An 18156-nucleotide genomic window follows, 5' to 3' on the forward strand; every position below is an offset into this window, starting at 1 on the left:
AGAAATTTAGCTTTGTAATCTTCTTGTTTTTTCTATTTTTCGATTTAACCTTGAAATTAATTCAGCAAAAATTTCTTTTTCTTCCTTTTTCCAATCGGAAAGAAGCTCTTCATAGGCAAATCTTCTTTTTGCTTTAAGAGATAACAAAGCATTTTTTCCCGATTCAGAAATGGAAATGAAATTAACTCTTGCGTCATGGGCATCTGTGCTTCGTTCAATATGGCCTTTTGATTCTAAAGCATGTATTTGTCTGCTCATGGTGGAAATATTTAATTGAAATATATCTGAAAGAGTGCGTATCGTTTTTGGCCCTTCCTTATAAAGGGTATGTAAAATTAAATAGCCGGAACGATCTAAACTATTTTTTTCTCCATCTAATGTACGCTTAAAATCCGCTCTTCTTAATAAGGTCACCACTTCAATCTCAATCATGTCCATTACATCATTTTCAAATTTACCCATTGTATCCTTCCTTCAAGCAAAGCAATTTTCTATTCACTTTAGAAAGCAGTTGTATTATCACACAAAAACTTTCATTATGCAAGCAACTTCGGTTTCTTATAAAAAAGGACCATTGATTAATCAATAGTCCAATTTAACTTGTTATAATTTAAACGAGCTTTTCAAAGAAACAATGCGATTAAATACTAGTAAATCATTCGTTGTATATTTTGGATCTACATTAAAATATCCATGTCTGAAAAATTGGAACTTATCCTGTGGCTTTGCACTGTCCATATTATTTTCAACAAAGCCTTGTACGATTTCTAAAGAATTTGGATTGATTTTTTCAATAAATGATTTTTCATTATCTTCATTATCATCTAGAATAAGGGAATCATACAAACGAAATTCTGCTGGCTTTGCTTGAGTTGCTTCCACCCAATGAATAGTTCCCTTTACCTTTCTTCCTGTAAAGCCAGTTCCACTTTTTGTTTCTGGATCATAAGTACAATGAATTTCGATTACTTCACCGTTTTCGTCCTTAATTACTTCCTCACATTTGATAAAGTAAGCATGCTTTAGGCGAACCTCATTACCAGGGAAGAGACGGAAATATTTTTTTGGAGGATTTTCCATAAAATCCTCTTGTTCAATATAAATTTCACGAGAAAATGGAATTTGACGGATTCCCATTTCAGGTGCTTCCGGATTATTTTCTGCATCCAGCATTTCTACTTGACCTTCCGGATAATTGGTGATTACTACTTTTAAAGGCTTTAAGACTGCCATTGTACGTGGCGCTTTCAATTTTAAATCCTCACGAATAAAATGTTCGAGCATTTGAACATCTACCGTAGCATTGTTACGGGCAACGCCAATTTCTCGGCAAAAAGCGATGATGGCTTCAGGTGTAAAACCTCTTCTTCTAAGTCCTGAAATAGTAGGCATTCTTGGGTCATCCCAGCCATCAACGATTCCTTCATCCACAAGCTGTTTTAATTTTCGCTTGCTCATTACCGTATTTGTGATATTGTAGCGGCCAAATTCAATTTGTCGCGGTGTAGACTCCATTTCACAATTTTCTACTACCCAGTTATATAATGGACGTTGATCCTCAAACTCAATGGAGCAGAGGGAATGAGTAACCCCTTCAATCGCATCCTCTAAAGGATGTGCGAATGCATACATAGGGTAGATGCACCACTTATCACCGGTATTATGATGAGTTGTATGTGAAATACGATATAACACCGGATCGCGCATATTAATATTAGGGGAGGACATATCAATTTTGGCCCTTAATACTTTTTCACCGTTTTGGAATTCACCGTTTTTCATACGTTCAAACAAGTCGAGATTTTCTTCAATACTGCGGTTGCGATAAGGACTTTCTTTCCCTGGTTCCGTTAAAGTTCCACGGTATTCACGTATTTCGTCAGCAGATAGATCCTCTACATATGCTAGCCCTTTTTTGATCAATAATACTGCACGTTGATACATTTCATCGAAATAATTAGATGCAAAACATAGATTTTCCCACTTATAGCCCAGCCATTCAATATCTTTTTTAATGGATTCAACAAATTCCACATCTTCTTTTATCGGGTTTGTGTCATCGAATCGTAAATTTGTTTTCCCATTAAATTCAGCAGCTGTGTCAAAATTGATGCTGATTGCCTTAGCATGTCCAATATGTAAGTATCCGTTCGGCTCAGGAGGGAACCGAGTAATAATTTCCTTATGTTTGCCTGACTTTAAGTCATCTATAATGATATTCTTAATAAAATTGGATGAATGACTACTTGAATCCATACCTTTTCTCCTTCCATATAGAAAAACCCATATTTCTTAATATACCAATTATGTACACGAATTTGTAGTAAGAATTCTACAATTTGTTCATTTTTATAATGGCTCTTTTCTTAAACTTATTGCTTTTGTAAAAGCAAAACCCATAAATCCCTTCATACGGCTTAAGAATAGCGTCCTTTTATAGAAAAGATGCCCCGACGCTAAGTGTACTTTGGAATTTATAACAATTTACGAAAAGCAACAATTTATTCGAAAACAACCTTTATACTCAACATTTATTTTTAGCAGAAATCGTTCTAAAAATCAAAGTTTCCATCAAGTTAATCAAGCTTGGACAAGCAACCCTTTTTCTTCAAAAAAAAATAACCCCAATAAGGGGAGAAAATAGGTATATTAATTAGTACAACTATCCCCAAAGGTTCATAGTCTAATACTGTAAATATAAAAATTGGAGAAAGGGGATTTTTTAATGGAACATTACCATCATCACAAAGGTGCCTGCGGTCCTTTACATTGCCCTCCGTCTGTTGCACCAACTCAATACGATCCAGGGACTGTAGATCCACCGCAAACAGCAATAAAAACAACTTATTTTCCACATGTTGTTCAGCATGTACACCCAACACATACAGTAAATGTGAACAAACATGTATTTACCCACCAACACTACTTTCCGCATTCAGAATCTTGTGTAAATGAATGTTGTGAACAGCATGTATTTTGCGGAGCACCTGTAAATCCTTGTTGCCCACCAATGCCACCTAGACCCTTTGGATTTTAATTAATTATATTAATGGACCTCACTTTTTGTGAGGTCTTTTTTCCCGTATTTTAAAAAATAGGTGAACAAGTTATCCAGCAAAGCTATTTTCGTATAGATTTTTGGCAGATGAACACAAATGAATAGTGGATCTAATAAATATTGATTGGGTAGATTTTTGATAAGAAGGGATATTAAAGAATTATGCTTATGAATTTATTAAAGTTAAAACTAGTATAAAATATATAGTGACCAAGATGAAAAATAGTGGTAGATTTTACATGGTAAATACAATTATACATCTTGGAGGGTTTAGAATGAAAAAACTTTTAACAATATTAGCCTGCGTGCTTTTATTATGTGGCTGTACCCCAAAAGCATATACAGATAATTTATCTAAAGGTGAAGATGCTCTTAAAGCAGGTAAATATATTAAAGCGGAACAATATTTCAAAAAAGCATATGAAAAGAAAAATACAAGTGAAGCGAAAGAATTGATTAATGCTTCAGGATTATTGGTTCAAAGTAATGATGCTCTGCAAACAGGTGATTTTGAAAAAAGTATACAAAAAGCAAAGTTAGTAAACTCAAATGACAGTAAAAACAAAATCATGAAGACTGCTATAAAGGAAGCAGAAAAGTTAATTGAGAAAGCAAATAGTCTGTTAACAACGAAGAAAAAGATGGAAGACAGTATTGATAAAGGTAAATCATTACTTAATCTAAATAAGTTTGATGAAGCCTATAAAACTTTTAAAGAAGCTAAAAATGAAGAATTAGATAATAAAGAAATTAAAAATCTAGATAAACAGTTAACTGATTTAATGGATCAAACAACCAAAGAAAGACAAGCCTACGATAATAATATCAGAACCCAACAGCAAGAGAAGCAAAAGCAAAACTCAAATGAAGTAAGTAGTACACCGAAAGAAAATTCTAATATACTTACCCATAGTGAAGCGGAGCAAATTGTAAGAAGCTATTTGAAAATCACTGATAAGAATGTATATACAAAGTACGATCATGACGAAGGTGATAACTATATTATTCATGTATATGAAGTTGTGATTGATGATCCGAAAACAAAAGAAGGGCATACAGCAACATGGGGATGGTATGGAGTTAATAAATATACTAAAAAAGTTTATGATTCAATGAATAATTAAAGTGTAAATAGGTCAGGAGTTGCGACTTCAAACCTATTTACACATTTTATACAACATCAGAATTAATGAAAAAACAATAAAAAGAACCGTGCAATCACGTTATTTATCACACTTTGATGGAGACAAAGAGGTCATTAAGAAAATTGAACATTTTTACTCATGAAATTATTCGGAAATAAATTTATTATATATTGTGAAGACCCCCTTATACATAACCTAATCTTTATCCAGCATAATGCTGGATATTTTTTTTGCTTTGTCATAAAAAATAAGAAGGCATCACCACGAACAGTAGTAATATAGATATATGCTTGGGTATTCCAAAAATTTAAGTTTTACTAGCTTTTTATATAAAAATGTTTTCTAATATAATATTATTCTCGGTCTGAACTCCAGTATCTCTACATATATCTGTATAAAAAGAATAGCGGACAAGGATGATTTAGGTGGCAAAGAAGGTCTTAATCATTGGTGTTGCAAGTATTTTAATAGGTATTGGCATTAATGTGTTTATTATGCCGCTCCATCTTTTGAATGGAGGAGTTTTTGGCATTAGTTTATTATTAAAATATTTGTTGGGGTTCAAGTTGGGACTTACGATATTTTGTATTAATTTCCCAATATATTTATTAGCATTTAAATTTGATCAAACGTATTTTATAAATGGCGTAATCGGACTTATTATTTCTTCCGTAATGATTGATTTAATGTTCCCTTTAAATGGAATCATCCATTTGCCTATCATTATTAGTGCCTCAATTGGAGGGCTATTAATTGGATGCGGAGTAGGAATTATGCTGAGGAATCATACGAGCCCAGGAGGTGTAGATTTATTGTCCCTCCTTATGGCGAAATGGTTTTCCATCAATCCAGGAGTTTTTATATTAGTGATAGATGCTTTAATTATTGTATGCGGGCTTGTAATCTTAAAAGATTTGCATTTAATGTATTCATTGTTGACAGTAATCATTGTAGGATTTGTGGTTAGCATCCTTACATCCTTTAAGTCCGTGGATATTTATATTTGAAAAATATTCAAAAATTTCATTGACAATTTCGTTCCATATAAAGTAATTTATAAATAGAAAGTTGGTAATAATTAAAATAAGACAAGAAAATTCGGTTTATATAAAGGAGTTAATTTTATGTTGGGTGTCGTTCTTAACTAATCCGTAACTTCATACGGTCATTCTTTTTTACTCACGTTCCTTGTAAAAAAATTGCAAAGAGGAAACGTTTATTTGAGTTGGGAAAAAGAATGAATTGTTAAGAACGCATTCATAGCACATAGAAGAACTCTACGAAGCTATGTCTATTCGACATAGCATTTTTTATTATTCGTAGATGGATTAAGACTGAATTTTCTTTGTCTTATTTACATGATTCTATAGCCGCAGAATGAACATAGCGTTCACTCTGCGGTTTTTTATATTTTAAGGAGGAAGAACATTGAATCAACATACATTTAACATTTTAGAATTTAATCGGATTAAAGAAGAAGCTGCACAATACGCTTTAACGGATTTGGGAAAGGAGAAAATAAAAAATATTGTCCCTTCCTATAATAAAAAACAAATTATTTCTTGGCTGGACGAAGTTAGTGAGGGAGTAGAAATATTGAAAAAAAGTTCGAGTGTCCCTATTTCGGGCTTAAATGGGATCGATCAAATTCTAAAGCAATTGAATAAAGGGATGACGTTACGTCCGGATCAGTTTATGAAGCTTATCGATTTTTTATCCTGCTGCAAAAAATTAAAGAGATTTATGAAGGATAAAGAACATTTAGCACCAAGAGTTTCCGCTTATGTATACAGCATTGAAGAACTCCCTGGCTTGCTTGAGGAATTGGAAAGAAGTATCCGCAACGGAAGAGTGGATGATTACGCAAGTAAAGAATTATTAAAACTTAGAAAACAAATTAGTATATTACAAGATCGATTAAAGGAAAAAGTTCAGCAAATCGTTAAGTCGAATAAATATAAATCTTATCTACAGGAAGCAATTGTAAGTGAGCGCAATGGACGATACGCCATTCCCATTAAAAAAGAATATAAAGGTAAATTTCCTGGAACTGTATTAGATACATCTGCATCCGGCTCCACCTTATATATTGAGCCTGTGGAGATTGCTGTATTTCAGGATGAAGTTAATTCTTATATGGCGTATGAAGAAGCAGAAGTAGAGAGGATTTTGACCTATTTAACGGGATTAGTGGAAGCAAATCAAGTCCAAATTCGTTTAGCGGTCGAGACGATGGTCCATTACGATGTATTATTTGCAAAAGCAAAATATTCGCGGGTGCTTAATGGACGAAGTGTGGAAATTAATGACACACATTATATACTTTTAAAAGAAGCAAGACACCCATTACTAGGTGCTAATGCTGTTCCATTAACGGTGGAAATCGGGAAGGATTATAAGGCATTAGTCATTACCGGTCCAAATACAGGTGGGAAGACCGTTACCATTAAAACAGTGGGCCTTTTGACATTAATGGCTCAAGCAGGCTTCCATGTACCAGTATCTGAAGGAAGTCATATTAGCATTTTCCAAAAAGTACTGCTTGATATTGGAGATGGTCAAAGTATAGAACAAAACTTGAGCACTTTTAGTTCCCATATGAAAAACATTATTCATTTATTGGAGGAAGCAAATGACCATAGTCTTGTTCTATTGGATGAACTAGGTTCAGGCACAGATCCCGGCGAGGGAATGGGATTGGCAACGGCACTTCTTAAACGCTTTTTCTTAAAAGGTGTTTGTATGTTAGCAACTACCCATTATAGTGAAATTAAAGATTTTGCTGACCGGGAAAATGGTTTTGTCAATGGAGCAATGGAATTTGATATGGACACATTAAAGCCAACTTATCGTTTAATCGTTGGAAAAGGTGGAGAAAGCCAAGCGTTTGCCATAGCCCTCAAATTAGGGATGCATCCGCAAATCATTGAAGAGGCACATAAAATAACCTATAAAGAGGAAATAAGATATTCTTTTCTAATAGAAGACCCGTTCAAGAAGAAAACAATGGAAAAGCAAATAGCCGTTCAGCGACATATTCGGGATAAACAAACTGATTTTGTAAGACAGAAATCAGTTATCTTTAACAAAGGGGATAATGTTCGGATTCTTTCTACAGGCGAATTTGGCATCGTGTACAATGGTCCAGATACAATGGGGAATTATGTTGTTCAAGTAAAAGAGGAAAAAAGAACCTATAATCAAAAGAGGTTAAAACTGTACATTGCAGCGAAGGAATTATATCCAGAGGATTATGACTTTAATATCATTTTTGAAACAAAAGAAAACAGGAAAAAGCACAATATAATGGAGAAAAGACATATGGAAGGTTTAGTAATTGAAAGGGAACAAGAGAAGGAATAATCATAATAAAGTAAAGTAATTTAGATCCTGATGGGTATGCGTTCGAGTTCCTTTTCGAGACAAAAACGAACACTAATATTTCTTAAGGTCAATTAGTAAATGAATAATTTTTTCGTCCTGACGAAAAATAAGGTGTCGAATTTTAAGATATGGAGGAATGAATCATGGATGTAAAACGTGTTAAACAAATTCTTTCATCACCCGCTGATATTGAAGTGAAATATCATGGTCAATCTGTTTGGATAGATAAGATAGATGAAGCTGGGACTCTTGCGACCGTTCATTTAAAAGGACAATTAGAGGAAAGATCACAGGTGGCAATTGCAGATCTTGTTGAAGAATAGGGAAAATAATTGTACCCGCTCTTGGAAGCGGGTATTTTTTTTCGCTATTAAGTTTCACTTTTTTTCCAAAGGGAATGAAGTAGGTATATACTTATAAATAGACAAACAACTAGATGATAAAATTGTTAGGGGGAAACAGTATGTATATCGAAAAAATGTATATTAATGGTGAATGGTTGACATCAGCCGACACCATCGAAGTGTTTAATCCTGCGACGAAAGAAAAAATTGGAGTGGTGCCAAATGGAGGACAGAGGGAAGCAGAACTAGCTGTGTCAGCTGCCTTTTCTGCATTGCCAAGTTGGTCTAAACGAACAGCTGCTGAAAGAAGTAAATATCTTATGAAATGGTCGCAATTAATTGATGAAAATTTGAATACTTTAGCAGAAATCATGACGAATGAACAAGGTAAACCACTCCACGAGGCTAAGGGAGAAATTACCTATGCTAATGATTATATTGTCTGGTATGCGGAAGAAGCAAAGCGCATTTACGGTGAAACAATCCCTGCCTCCCATCCAAATAAACGAATTTTTGTTCAAAAGCAACCCATTGGTGTCGTTGCAGCCATAACACCTTGGAATTTCCCAGCTGCCATGATTACACGAAAAATTGCACCAGCTATAGCAGCAGGTTGTACTACGGTATTAAAACCTTCGGAAGAAACTCCTTTTACAGCATTAAAGTTGGTAGAATTAGCCGAACAGGCGGGGATTCCAAAAGGTGTCATCAATATTATTACCGGTGATGCACCGACCATCGCAAACGTATGGCAAAGTGATCGTCGAGTACGAAAATTGACTTTTACAGGGTCAACAGAGGTAGGGAAAATCCTAATGCGCGGTGCGGCAGAAACGGTTAAAAAAGTTTCGCTCGAATTAGGCGGACATGCACCGTTTATTGTCACTGCGAATGCAGATATTGAAAAGGCAGTAGATGGTGCCATAGCATCAAAATTTAGAAATGCCGGACAAACGTGCGTTTGTACAAATCGAATATATGTAGATAAAAGCATTGTTAAGGAATTTACACAAAAATTCACAGAAAAAGTTTCCTGTCTTAAAGTCGGAAATGGTTTAGATGAAGGCGTAGTCATCGGTCCGTTAATTAATCAAGAAGCAATGGATAAAGTAAATAATCATATTGAAGATGCCATCCAAAAAGGCGGAACTGTTTATGTTGGAGGAAATCCGTTAAAAGAATTGGATGGGTACTTTTTTGAACCTACTGTAATCACTGATGCAACGGATGACATGTTCTGTATGTATGAAGAGACATTTGGACCGCTTGCTCCCATTACTACTTTTGATACAATCGAAGAAGTGGTCGAAAGAGCGAATAATACACCTTATGGGTTAGCTGCATATGTATTTACCGAGAATATTAAAGAAGCAATCCAGATTGCGGAAAGCCTAGAATACGGAATCATCGGCTTAAACGACGGAACTCCATCCGCAGCACAAGCACCGTTTGGAGGATTTAAAGAAAGTGGATTAGGACGTGAAGGAAGCCATTTTGGCATTGAAGATTATTTAGAAATTAAATATATTTCACTTGGATTGTAATATATTTCGACAAATCCTCTAAGTTCGCACCATAATATTGTCTTATTCTGCGCTTCCCTGGGAAATCTAATTCGGGGAATAAATATAACCAGTAGGGAATCGTCATCATTTCACCTAATAAGAAATATGATAATCATGACAACAATGGAGGTGAGAGGATGGCGGTTGTTAAAGCGACTGATTCTGATATTGCCCTTTTAGCAAGATTATTAAGAGCGGAGGCGGAAGGAGAAGGAGTATTAGGAATGATGTTAGTTGGGAACGTTGGTATTAATCGTATCCGGGCTAATTGTTCTGATTTTCAAGGGCTTCGTACCATTCCGCAAATGATCTATCAGCCACATGCGTTTGAAGCAGTTATACATGGCTATTTTTATCAACGTGCCAGGGAAAGAGAAAAAACATTAGCAAGGCGAGCAATAAATGGTGAGTACCATTGGCCTGCTAAATATAGCTTATGGTATTTTAAACCACCAGGGGACTGCCCGCAGCAATGGTATAATCAACCTTTAGTAGGGAGATATAAGTTACATTGCTTTTATGAGCCAACAGCAGAAACTTGTCAAAATGTATATAATACATTCTAATCAAGAATTTAAGAGCCTTTTGGGCTCTTTTTATTTTAAATTGGAGCAGACTTGAATCTTCCATTCGTCTGTTTAATATTGAATTCACGTCGTTTTTCTCTATTTTCGTGCGGTTCATCTGTCCGTTCGTGCCAGTCTCGTATTAAATTCTTAAATGGGTCACAATTATGCTCAATCATGTATATCTTTCATTTGAAAATACAAAATAAAAAAGATGTTTGATTCTAAATTTGAAAGGGTGGTAATGATGCAAAATCAACAAGGGCAAACACATCAAAATATGCATACAGGAAATATACCGCAGCAAATGAATCATGGCGGGCATGAAGTTCTTGATGTTTCTGAAGTATTGTCGGGTGCCATAGGAACGATGGATCAATATACCATGCTGCGTCAGCATGTGAAGGATCAAGAACTATTAGGGATTCTTGATCGACAATACCAATTTATGCAACAAGAATATAACACAACGGTTGATTGCTTTAAAACCGGACAAGATCCAGCAGTACCAACTCAAAGCTATAAAATGACTCAAAATAATGATTTTGTATACGGTTTACAACCATCACAACCGAAAAAACCTGTACAATCCGTAGGTGAGTTAACCGATGAATGTGTATCTGGCATGATGCTTGGTGCCATTAAATCCTCGGCCAGCATGAAAACTATGGCCGCAATGGAAACGACAAATCCTGTTGTGCGCAGAGTACTTGCGGATTCTATTCCTAACTGCATCGAAATGGCATATGAAATATCCTTATATCAAAACAAACATCATTATTACCAAGTACCTCAATTCGCTGCCGGGGATATGCAACAAATGGTGAATGCATATGCACCTGCAAATGGACAACAAATGCAAATGCCTAATAATAATATGACTCACTAATCTACACAAAAGCTATCCATAATGGGTTGAAGAAAAAGGGAATTAGCAAAGAAGAAAGCCGCATTAGCTTTTATATAAAAGCGTTTATGCGGCTTTCGTACTTTTGGTAAAAACGTTAAAATAGGTTGATTGCGAATATTGTGTTCGTATTAAATTTATTAGCTGTCCTTTTTCAATTTTTAAGTTACACGCATACGTATGAACTTTGAAAGTAAGGGAAGAATGATCGAATCGTTATTAGTTTTAAAAAGAATAAAATTTCTAACTGTTTGTATTAGGTTGGGCTTTACTATCCTTTTTAGTAATGAAAACGTAAAATATCCCGGTTAATGTTTGAGTTAATAAAAAAATCGGAAATGAATAGGTTAACTTATAATTATGTTGATAAGTAAGGATATGAAGAAGTGTAAAAATCCATTGCATAGCAATGCCAAAGAAAGCCCAAAAAGTGATATAGAAAATAAAAGTTAATTTGTTAATGTGTAACAGGTTATAAAAATACATAAATAAATACCCAAATGGAGCAAATAACGAATAATAGAATAAGTCGAATAATTCATAGTGGTTAGTGTCATTTTGTCTGTAAAAATCTAATATACCTCCTCCTAATGTAAAGTCAAATAACATTCCGGTTGCTAAGCCAAGCAGCAAGCTTATACAAGTTACTTCATTATTCAGTCTTTTGGGTAAGAGAAGTATTAATAAGTAACTAATAATATTAAAGATAATAAGAGATATCTCATTCAAACTAAAGTTTCCCATCCAAATCATTTAATTTTTTCTCCTTTTAGAATTAATGAGTGGTAACAATAAAGAACAAAATAACCAAAGGAGTATAAAAAGATAAAATATATATAATCAAAAATCAAACTCCATTTATGAAAATACACAACATCCAGTTTAAGCAAAACAATTTTTATTAGGAGTAATACCAATGAGGAAATAAGGATACCAATAACTTTTTTTGTAATGGTCAGATTTCTAGGAATACTATTTATTCCCATTAAAATTAGAATTGGTATAATTATACTTCGATATATAATGTAAGCGGTATAATTCAATGGTAATGTGGAATAAGTAATAAATTTACATTCATCATAAATGATCCAACTATAGTTTACATTTATGATTAATATACAAAAAAATAGTGCTGAATTTTCCAGTTTAGAAAACTTTTTTTTCTTCGCATAAAATGCTGTTATACTTATCCACGCTATATAAAAAATGATAGAAAATGCCAATGAAAGATCACATCCTTTTATTGTCACTCATTAGGATTTCAAAAATAAGGAAGATTTATGTAACTAAAGTTGCGTGTTGTACCGTTTACTCATTTCTTATATAAAGTCCTTTTATTTGTAGTGAGCATAGTTAATTTTAACCCTCCCTTAATTAGTATCTGTTTTATACTGATTCCCCCCTACATCGAGTTGTCCCTTGCCATGTTTCTTAACTTTTGCGTCGAAAAAACGTAATGGCTGCCCCGCTTTGGGCAGGATACTTCCGCTATTCTTATTATCAAAAATGTAAGCTTTTACATAAAATATTGGTAGTACATTAGTTTAGTACTTACCTATAATGTAAAAAATAATAAATACGGAGTAATATAACCGTTTCAGCATAAAATATGGTTTTTGAGAGGTGGATCTGACTTGAACTTAGAGAAGGCGATTGAAGTCCTAGATCAAATGCGTCTACCGAACGGAGCATATATTGCAAGCCCTTCTAAAGATTACAGTTATGTTTGGATTCGCGATGTTTTCTATTCGACATTACCGTTTCTATATACACCATCAGAGCGTTTTGAAAAAGCTTATCATGCAATATTCGATCTCTTTAAACGGTATGAATGGAAAATTGATATTCACACAAAAAATAAACCAAAATTTCTATATGAATATATTCATTCACGCTATTCCATGGATTTAGAGGAATTGAATGTGGAATGGGGGCACGCACAAAATGATGCAATCGGTGCATTTTTGTGGGGAGTTGGTGAAGGTGTTAGGCATGGTCAAAAGGTAATCAGGGATAAAGATGACCTTAGAATAATTCAGAAGCTTATCAAATATTTAGAGTGTCTGGAATATTGGCAGACCGAGGATAATGGTATGTGGGAAGAAAATATGGAAGTGCATGCCTCCAGTGTGGGAGCTTGTGTTGCCGGTTTAAACGCAGTAAAAATGCTTGTGGAAGTAAATCCAAAGCTTATTTCAAAGGGTGAGGAGACTCTAAGGTTATTATTACCTAGAGAAAGTGTTACGAAGGATACAGATTTGGCCTTGCTTTCTTTAATATTCCCTTATAGAATAATCGACCGGCCGACAGCTCTTATGATTATTGAAAATGTAGTAAATGATCTTGAACGATCTAATGGATGTATTCGCTATCAACATGACCAGTACTATAATGAAGGCAGTGAAGCGGAATGGTGTTTCGGATTTCCTTGGCTTGGTTTATGTTTTATGGAATTGGGAATGTTTCATAAAGTGCAAGAATATAGACTGAAGACAGAAAGAATCATTTCGGAAAATTGGGAGATTCCCGAATTATATATCGGAGGGACCAATGTACCAAATGGTAATACTCCGCTTGCTTGGGCCGTTTCTTTATCTTATTTGTTTTTAAAACAAATAAGAAATAAAGATTTAATTAAGAATACATCTTCTTATGCAGCGAATGAAGAATAATGATGATCTCGCTCTTCCAATTTAGGGGAAGAGCGCTTTTTTTCTCTTTTGTAGGATGACTTTAGACCTGTAATTTGTTCTTGACAAAACTAGACATGTTTCGTGGAAGGATATACTTATATATACCTAGAAAGTATGTTTATCCCGCGTTGTCGTGCTAAAGTGGCAATTTTCGAAAAGGAAAAAGATATTGATGAAGATGTTTTTTCCTTTGTAATAAGCCTTTTTAAAGGTAGGAAATTACACATCATGTCAATCGGTAAATTACAGAATATACGGAGGTGACGTAATGGTGATAAAAATAAGTTCAATACCGTGTCCAGCAGAGTTTGATTTACATCTTTTTCATGAAGGCACTCTTTATGAAGGGTATAAAATATTTGGTGCACATCTAACCGAACTAGAAGAAATAAAAGGAGTTCGCTTTTTAGTTTGGGCACCAAATGCCCTAAGTGTCTCAGTAGTAGGAGATTTCAATGGTTGGGATGGTTCCAGGCATAAAATGGAACGAATTCAGCATTCTGGAACATGGGCTTTGTTTATACCTGAATTGAGAGAAGGTGATTTTTATAAGTATGAAATACATACTGCACATGGTGAAAAAATATTAAAAGCGGATCCGTTTGCCTTTTACTCTGAAAAACGACCAAACACTGCATCCATTATCTACACACTAAACAAATATGAATGGCAAGATCAAAAATGGATGGAAACTAGAAAGAAGAAGGACATCTACCATAAACCTATGCTCATTTACGAAGTACATCTCGGCTCATGGAGAAAAAAGGCAAATGGGGATTTTTACAGCTATATGGAACTTGTCGATTCCTTGCTAAATCATGTCATTCAAAGTGGTTTTACCCATATCGAAATCATGCCTATCATGGAACACCCATTTGATCGCTCATGGGGATATCAAATAACCGGATATTTTTCTGCAACGAGCCGTTATGGTACACCAGAAGAATTAATGTATTTCATTGACCAATGTCATCAAAGGGGGATCGGAGTAATTTTAGATTGGGTTCCGGTTCATTTTTGCAAAGATGCGCATGGTTTAGGACGCTTTGACGGTACTCCTTTATATGAGTCTTTTGATCCTTTAAAAGCGGAAAGGCCAAATTGGGGTACCTATAATTTTGATTTTGAAAAGCCCGAGGTTCGTAGTTTCCTTCTATCCAATGCCATGTTTTGGCTTGATGTTTATCATGTTGACGGTTTTCGAATAGATGCCGTTTCATCCATGATTTATTTGAATCATGATAATCATGTAAATGTAACATTAAAAAATAAAAATGGCGGAGAGGAGAACCTGGCGGCCATTCAATTTATAAAATCCTTGAATGAAGCAGTTTTTCAAAAGCATCCAGGGATTTTAATGATGGCAGAAGAAGCAACTGCTTATCCGCTTGTAAGTAAACCAACTTACTCCGGTGGCCTCGGCTTTAATTATAAATGGAATATGGGATGGGCAAATGATATTTTGCGCTATATGCAGCTGGACATGCACGAAAGGCAATTTCATCATGACTTACTTACCTTTTCCTTTTTTTACACCTTTTCTGAAAACTTTGTACTTCCATTTTCTCATGATGAAGTCGTGTATGGAAAGCGATCATTATTGAACAAAATGCCAGGTAATTATGAACAGAAATTTGCCAATCTTCGCTTACTTTATGGTTATTACATGACCCATCCCGGGAAAAAGCTCTTATTTATGGGCTCAGAGTTTGCTCAGTTTGACGAATGGAAGGATTTAACTGAGTTGGATTGGAATCTATTTGATTATGAATCTCATTCTAAATTTTACCATTATCTTGTTCAATTGAATTATTTTTACAAAAATGTGTCGTGTTTGTGGAGACTGGATCATGAATCAGACGGTTTTGAATGGGTGGACCCGAATAATAAAACGCAGAGTATCATAGTTTTTATTAGAAAAGGAAAACGCAAAGGAGATTATTGTATTGTTGTATGTAATTTTTCAGATACCCCATATAATGGCTTTCGTATTGGGGTTCCGTCGTATGGAAACTACCTAGAAGTATTTAACAGTGATGATCGCTCATTTGGAGGGTCTGGACAATGTAATGAGCAGCGGTTACAAGCAGAAAGAGCACCTTTTCATCATCAACCATATAGTATGGAGATTACTGTCCCTTCACTTGGAATGACCATATTCATGAAGGAAACAAAAAAGCGACGGAAGGATGTTATGGATAATGGGATCAAAAAAATGGATAGCCATGTTATTAGCGGGAGGGCAGGGAACTAGATTAGGAGAATTAACGGAGACACTCGCAAAGCCTGCAGTACCATTTGGTGGAAAATATCGAATTATCGATTTTACATTAAGCAATTGCACTCATTCCGGAATTGATACAGTAGGAGTTTTAACACAGTATGAACCTCATTTATTAAATGATTATGTAGGAAATGGAAGAGCATGGGATTTAGATCGCAATTTTGGAGGGGTAACAGTCCTTCCGCCTTATTGGGGAAAAGATGGAGGAAAGTGGTATAAAGGTACAGCAAATGCCGTGTATCAAAATATTCATTATATTAACCAATATAATCCTGAATACGTTCTTGTTATTTCCGGAGATCACATTTACAAAATGGATTATAATCGCTTACTGGAGTATCACATCGAGAAAGGCTCACAGGCAACGATTGCCGTTATTCAAGTTCCTTGGCAAGAGGCAAGTCGTTTCGGAATTATGAATACAAGTGAATCGAAAAAGATTCTGGAATTTGAAGAAAAACCGCCATTTCCGAAGAACAACCTAGCCTCTATGGGGGTATACCTATTTAATTGGAAATTATTAAAGCAATATTTAATACAGGATGAGGAAGATGCTACGTCATCCAACGATTTTGGCAAAAATATTATTCCGAAAATGCTGGCCGATAGGGTTAATATGTACGCATATCAATTTAACGGTTATTGGAAGGATGTCGGAACTGTTCGCAGTTTATGGGAAGCACATATGGATCTATTAGGTGATACACCAGCCTTTTCCTTAAACGATTCCCGGTGGAATATTTATGCAGGTAATGCGAACCATCCACCGCAATTTATTTCAGCAGAAGGAGTTGTAAAGCAATCTTTGGTGAATGAAGGGTGCAGTATCTATGGGCAAGTAGAGCATTCCATTTTATCTTATAATGTCCAGGTTGGATATGGATCTATTATTAATCATTCGGTCATTATGCCAGACGTGACAATTGGTAATAACGTAACTATTAACCGAGCTATTATTGCATCCAATACGGTTATTGAAGATGGTGCTGTAATTGGTTCTGCAAACGAACATGATGAAATTACATTAATTGGCGATAATCAAAGAATTTCTTTCCAATTGAAAGAAGTACTTTGAAACGTATGAAGGGACGATGAATGTTGGATAGTGTAGTTGGAATTATAAATCTTATAAATGAAAAGAATTTTTTAAAGGAATTAACATACAATCGTTGCTTAGCCTCCGTCCCTTTTGCCGGACGCTACCGTCTTATAGATTTTACGTTATCCAATTTTATCCATGCAGGGGTAAAATCTGTCGCTGTTTTTACTAAGGAAAAATACCGGTCTGTAATGGATCATTTAGGATCCGGTAAGGAATGGGATCTCGACCGCCGTACAGGGGGATTATTTATTTTACCTCCGATTCACCCGGAAAAAGAAATAAAAGGGGATCTTCAGCAGTTTCAAGACCATATTGAATTTTTTCAGCGTTCGGCAGCAGATACAGTAATCATTACACCTGGACACCAAGTTTGTAAAATGGACTTTACGGAGATTATTCGTGAGCATCGCAATAAGAAAGCAGATATAACGGTAGTGTACAAAAAATATGATGGAACGCCTGTACAAAAACCGATGTATCACCGCTGCAGTATCGATAAAACAGGCGTTATTAGCGATATTGATTTATATACATTTCCGCGCCATGGCCAAGACATATGTTTAGAAACCTATATTATTAATAAATATATTTTAATAGATTTAATAAAAAAGTGTACGGAAAATGATGAATATGACTTTTTAAAAGATATTGTGAAAGCAAACTTGAATAAATTAATGATTACCGGCTATGAATTCGTGGGCAGTTTGCCGTTTATTCATTCTATTGAAAGCTTTCACGATAGTAATATGGCATTTCTTAATAGGGATATTGCAAGTTCCTTTTTCCGTGATAATTGGGCAGTTTATACGAAGATTAAGCACGAAGCACCTGCTAAATATTCCGCCTCCTCCTGTGTTTCGAATTCACTAATTGCAAATGGTTGTGAAATCGAAGGAACAGTCGAAAACAGCATCATATTTCGCGGAGTAAAAGTGAAAAAGGGTGCCGTCGTAAAAAACAGCATCATTATGCAAAAGGGTGAAATTGAAGAAGGTGCATTTGTAGATAATGTGATTTCGGATAAACAGGCAAAAATCACAAAGGATCGAGTCGTAACTGGCGACCACCGGCCAAGAGTCATTAAAAAGGCAGAAATTATTTAATGGAG

The 18156-nt window shown here is 35.0% G+C and carries 15 protein-coding genes; 12 read left to right on the plus strand and 3 right to left on the minus strand.

All coding sequences use genetic code 11. The features are described 5' to 3' along the window. Positions 1 to 6: 6 nt before the first annotated feature. Positions 7 to 462 carry a MarR family winged helix-turn-helix transcriptional regulator gene (locus AN964_RS10535; protein WP_055739633.1) on the minus strand — a complete coding sequence of 152 codons (456 nt, stop codon included), beginning with the start codon at positions 460 to 462 and terminating at the stop codon, positions 7 to 9. 141 nt (positions 463 to 603) lie between these two features. After that, complete coding sequence (locus AN964_RS10540) at positions 604 to 2256, minus strand: glutamine--tRNA ligase/YqeY domain fusion protein (protein ID WP_055739634.1); 1653 nt, start codon at positions 2254 to 2256, stop codon at positions 604 to 606. A 469-nt stretch (positions 2257 to 2725) separates the two neighbouring features. Here AN964_RS10540 and AN964_RS25505 point away from each other — a divergent pair, with 469 nt between their 5' ends. The 8 genes from AN964_RS25505 (at position 2726) to AN964_RS10580 (ending at position 10951) form a co-directional block, all read left to right on the plus strand. Beyond that, positions 2726 to 3037, plus strand: coding sequence for a CotD family spore coat protein (locus tag AN964_RS25505; RefSeq protein ID WP_083489303.1), 312 nt, complete (start codon positions 2726 to 2728; stop codon positions 3035 to 3037). 296 nt (positions 3038 to 3333) lie between these two features. Next, a complete protein-coding gene (locus tag AN964_RS10550) occupies positions 3334 to 4182 on the plus strand; it encodes a hypothetical protein (RefSeq protein WP_055739636.1) in 849 nt (282 codons plus the stop codon). Between the two features lie 446 nt (positions 4183 to 4628). Next, complete coding sequence (locus AN964_RS10555) at positions 4629 to 5210, plus strand: YitT family protein (RefSeq protein WP_055739637.1); 582 nt, start codon at positions 4629 to 4631, stop codon at positions 5208 to 5210. A gap of 421 nt (positions 5211 to 5631) precedes the next feature. Then, complete coding sequence (locus AN964_RS10560) at positions 5632 to 7566, plus strand: endonuclease MutS2 (RefSeq protein WP_055739638.1); 1935 nt, start codon at positions 5632 to 5634, stop codon at positions 7564 to 7566. Between the two features lie 164 nt (positions 7567 to 7730). Beyond that, positions 7731 to 7910, plus strand: a complete 180-nt coding sequence (locus AN964_RS10565) for an H-type small acid-soluble spore protein (protein WP_055739639.1) — start codon at positions 7731 to 7733, stop codon at positions 7908 to 7910. Positions 7911 to 8050: 140 nt separating this feature from the next. Beyond that, positions 8051 to 9475 (plus strand): NAD-dependent succinate-semialdehyde dehydrogenase, encoded by a 1425-nt coding sequence (locus AN964_RS10570; RefSeq protein ID WP_055739640.1) that lies wholly within the window; start codon positions 8051 to 8053, stop codon positions 9473 to 9475. 158 nt (positions 9476 to 9633) lie between these two features. Then, entirely contained in the window at positions 9634 to 10062 is a 429-nt protein-coding gene (locus AN964_RS10575) for a cell wall hydrolase (protein WP_055739641.1), read from the plus strand. Between the two features lie 247 nt (positions 10063 to 10309). Then, the gene (locus AN964_RS10580) at positions 10310 to 10951 is read left to right on the plus strand and encodes a spore coat protein (RefSeq protein ID WP_055739642.1); all 642 of its coding nucleotides are present in this window, start codon (positions 10310 to 10312) and stop codon (positions 10949 to 10951) included. Positions 10952 to 11212: 261 nt separating this feature from the next. Here AN964_RS10580 and AN964_RS10585 read toward each other — a convergent pair whose 3' ends face one another. Continuing rightward, entirely contained in the window at positions 11213 to 11722 is a 510-nt protein-coding gene (locus tag AN964_RS10585) for a hypothetical protein (RefSeq protein ID WP_055739643.1), read from the minus strand. An 881-nt stretch (positions 11723 to 12603) separates the two neighbouring features. On the opposite strand from AN964_RS10585, the gene AN964_RS10595 reads away from it, so the two are divergent. From AN964_RS10595 to glgD, 4 genes are all read left to right on the plus strand, one after another. Further along, positions 12604 to 13641, plus strand: coding sequence for a glycoside hydrolase family 15 protein (locus AN964_RS10595; protein ID WP_055739645.1), 1038 nt, complete (start codon positions 12604 to 12606; stop codon positions 13639 to 13641). A gap of 289 nt (positions 13642 to 13930) precedes the next feature. Further along, positions 13931 to 15916, plus strand: coding sequence for a 1,4-alpha-glucan branching protein GlgB (gene glgB, locus AN964_RS10600; RefSeq protein WP_055739646.1), 1986 nt, complete (start codon positions 13931 to 13933; stop codon positions 15914 to 15916). Beyond that, positions 15864 to 17021 (plus strand): glucose-1-phosphate adenylyltransferase, encoded by a 1158-nt coding sequence (locus tag AN964_RS10605; RefSeq protein WP_055739647.1) that lies wholly within the window; start codon positions 15864 to 15866, stop codon positions 17019 to 17021. Before glgB ends, AN964_RS10605 begins: the two co-directional genes overlap by 53 nt. 23 nt (positions 17022 to 17044) lie before the next feature. After that, positions 17045 to 18151 carry a glucose-1-phosphate adenylyltransferase subunit GlgD gene (gene glgD, locus AN964_RS10610; RefSeq protein WP_055741216.1) on the plus strand — a complete coding sequence of 369 codons (1107 nt, stop codon included), beginning with the start codon at positions 17045 to 17047 and terminating at the stop codon, positions 18149 to 18151. Positions 18152 to 18156 lie beyond the last annotated feature (5 nt).

The sequence above is a fragment of the Heyndrickxia shackletonii genome (assembly GCF_001420715.1).
In the GTDB taxonomy this organism is placed as follows: Bacteria; Bacillota; Bacilli; order Bacillales; family Bacillaceae_C; genus Margalitia; species Margalitia shackletonii.

Bases quoted from the DNA above. Each gene is read 5' to 3' on its own strand.
- AN964_RS25505 (WP_083489303.1), top strand. From the start codon at position 2,726: ATGGAACATTACCATCATCACAAAGGTGCCTGCGGTCCTTTACATTGC.
- AN964_RS10570 (WP_055739640.1), top strand. From the start codon at position 8,051: ATGTATATCGAAAAAATGTATATTAATGGTGAATGGTTGACATCAGCC.
- glgB (WP_055739646.1), top strand. From the start codon at position 13,931: ATGGTGATAAAAATAAGTTCAATACCGTGTCCAGCAGAGTTTGATTTA.
- AN964_RS10550 (WP_055739636.1), top strand. From the start codon at position 3,334: ATGAAAAAACTTTTAACAATATTAGCCTGCGTGCTTTTATTATGTGGC.
- AN964_RS10540 (WP_055739634.1), bottom strand. From the start codon at position 2,256: ATGGATTCAAGTAGTCATTCATCCAATTTTATTAAGAATATCATTATA.
- AN964_RS10535 (WP_055739633.1), bottom strand. From the start codon at position 462: ATGGGTAAATTTGAAAATGATGTAATGGACATGATTGAGATTGAAGTG.
- AN964_RS10565 (WP_055739639.1), top strand. From the start codon at position 7,731: ATGGATGTAAAACGTGTTAAACAAATTCTTTCATCACCCGCTGATATT.
- AN964_RS10585 (WP_055739643.1), bottom strand. From the start codon at position 11,722: ATGATTTGGATGGGAAACTTTAGTTTGAATGAGATATCTCTTATTATC.
- AN964_RS10575 (WP_055739641.1), top strand. From the start codon at position 9,634: ATGGCGGTTGTTAAAGCGACTGATTCTGATATTGCCCTTTTAGCAAGA.
- AN964_RS10605 (WP_055739647.1), top strand. From the start codon at position 15,864: ATGGGATCAAAAAAATGGATAGCCATGTTATTAGCGGGAGGGCAGGGA.
- AN964_RS10580 (WP_055739642.1), top strand. From the start codon at position 10,310: ATGCAAAATCAACAAGGGCAAACACATCAAAATATGCATACAGGAAAT.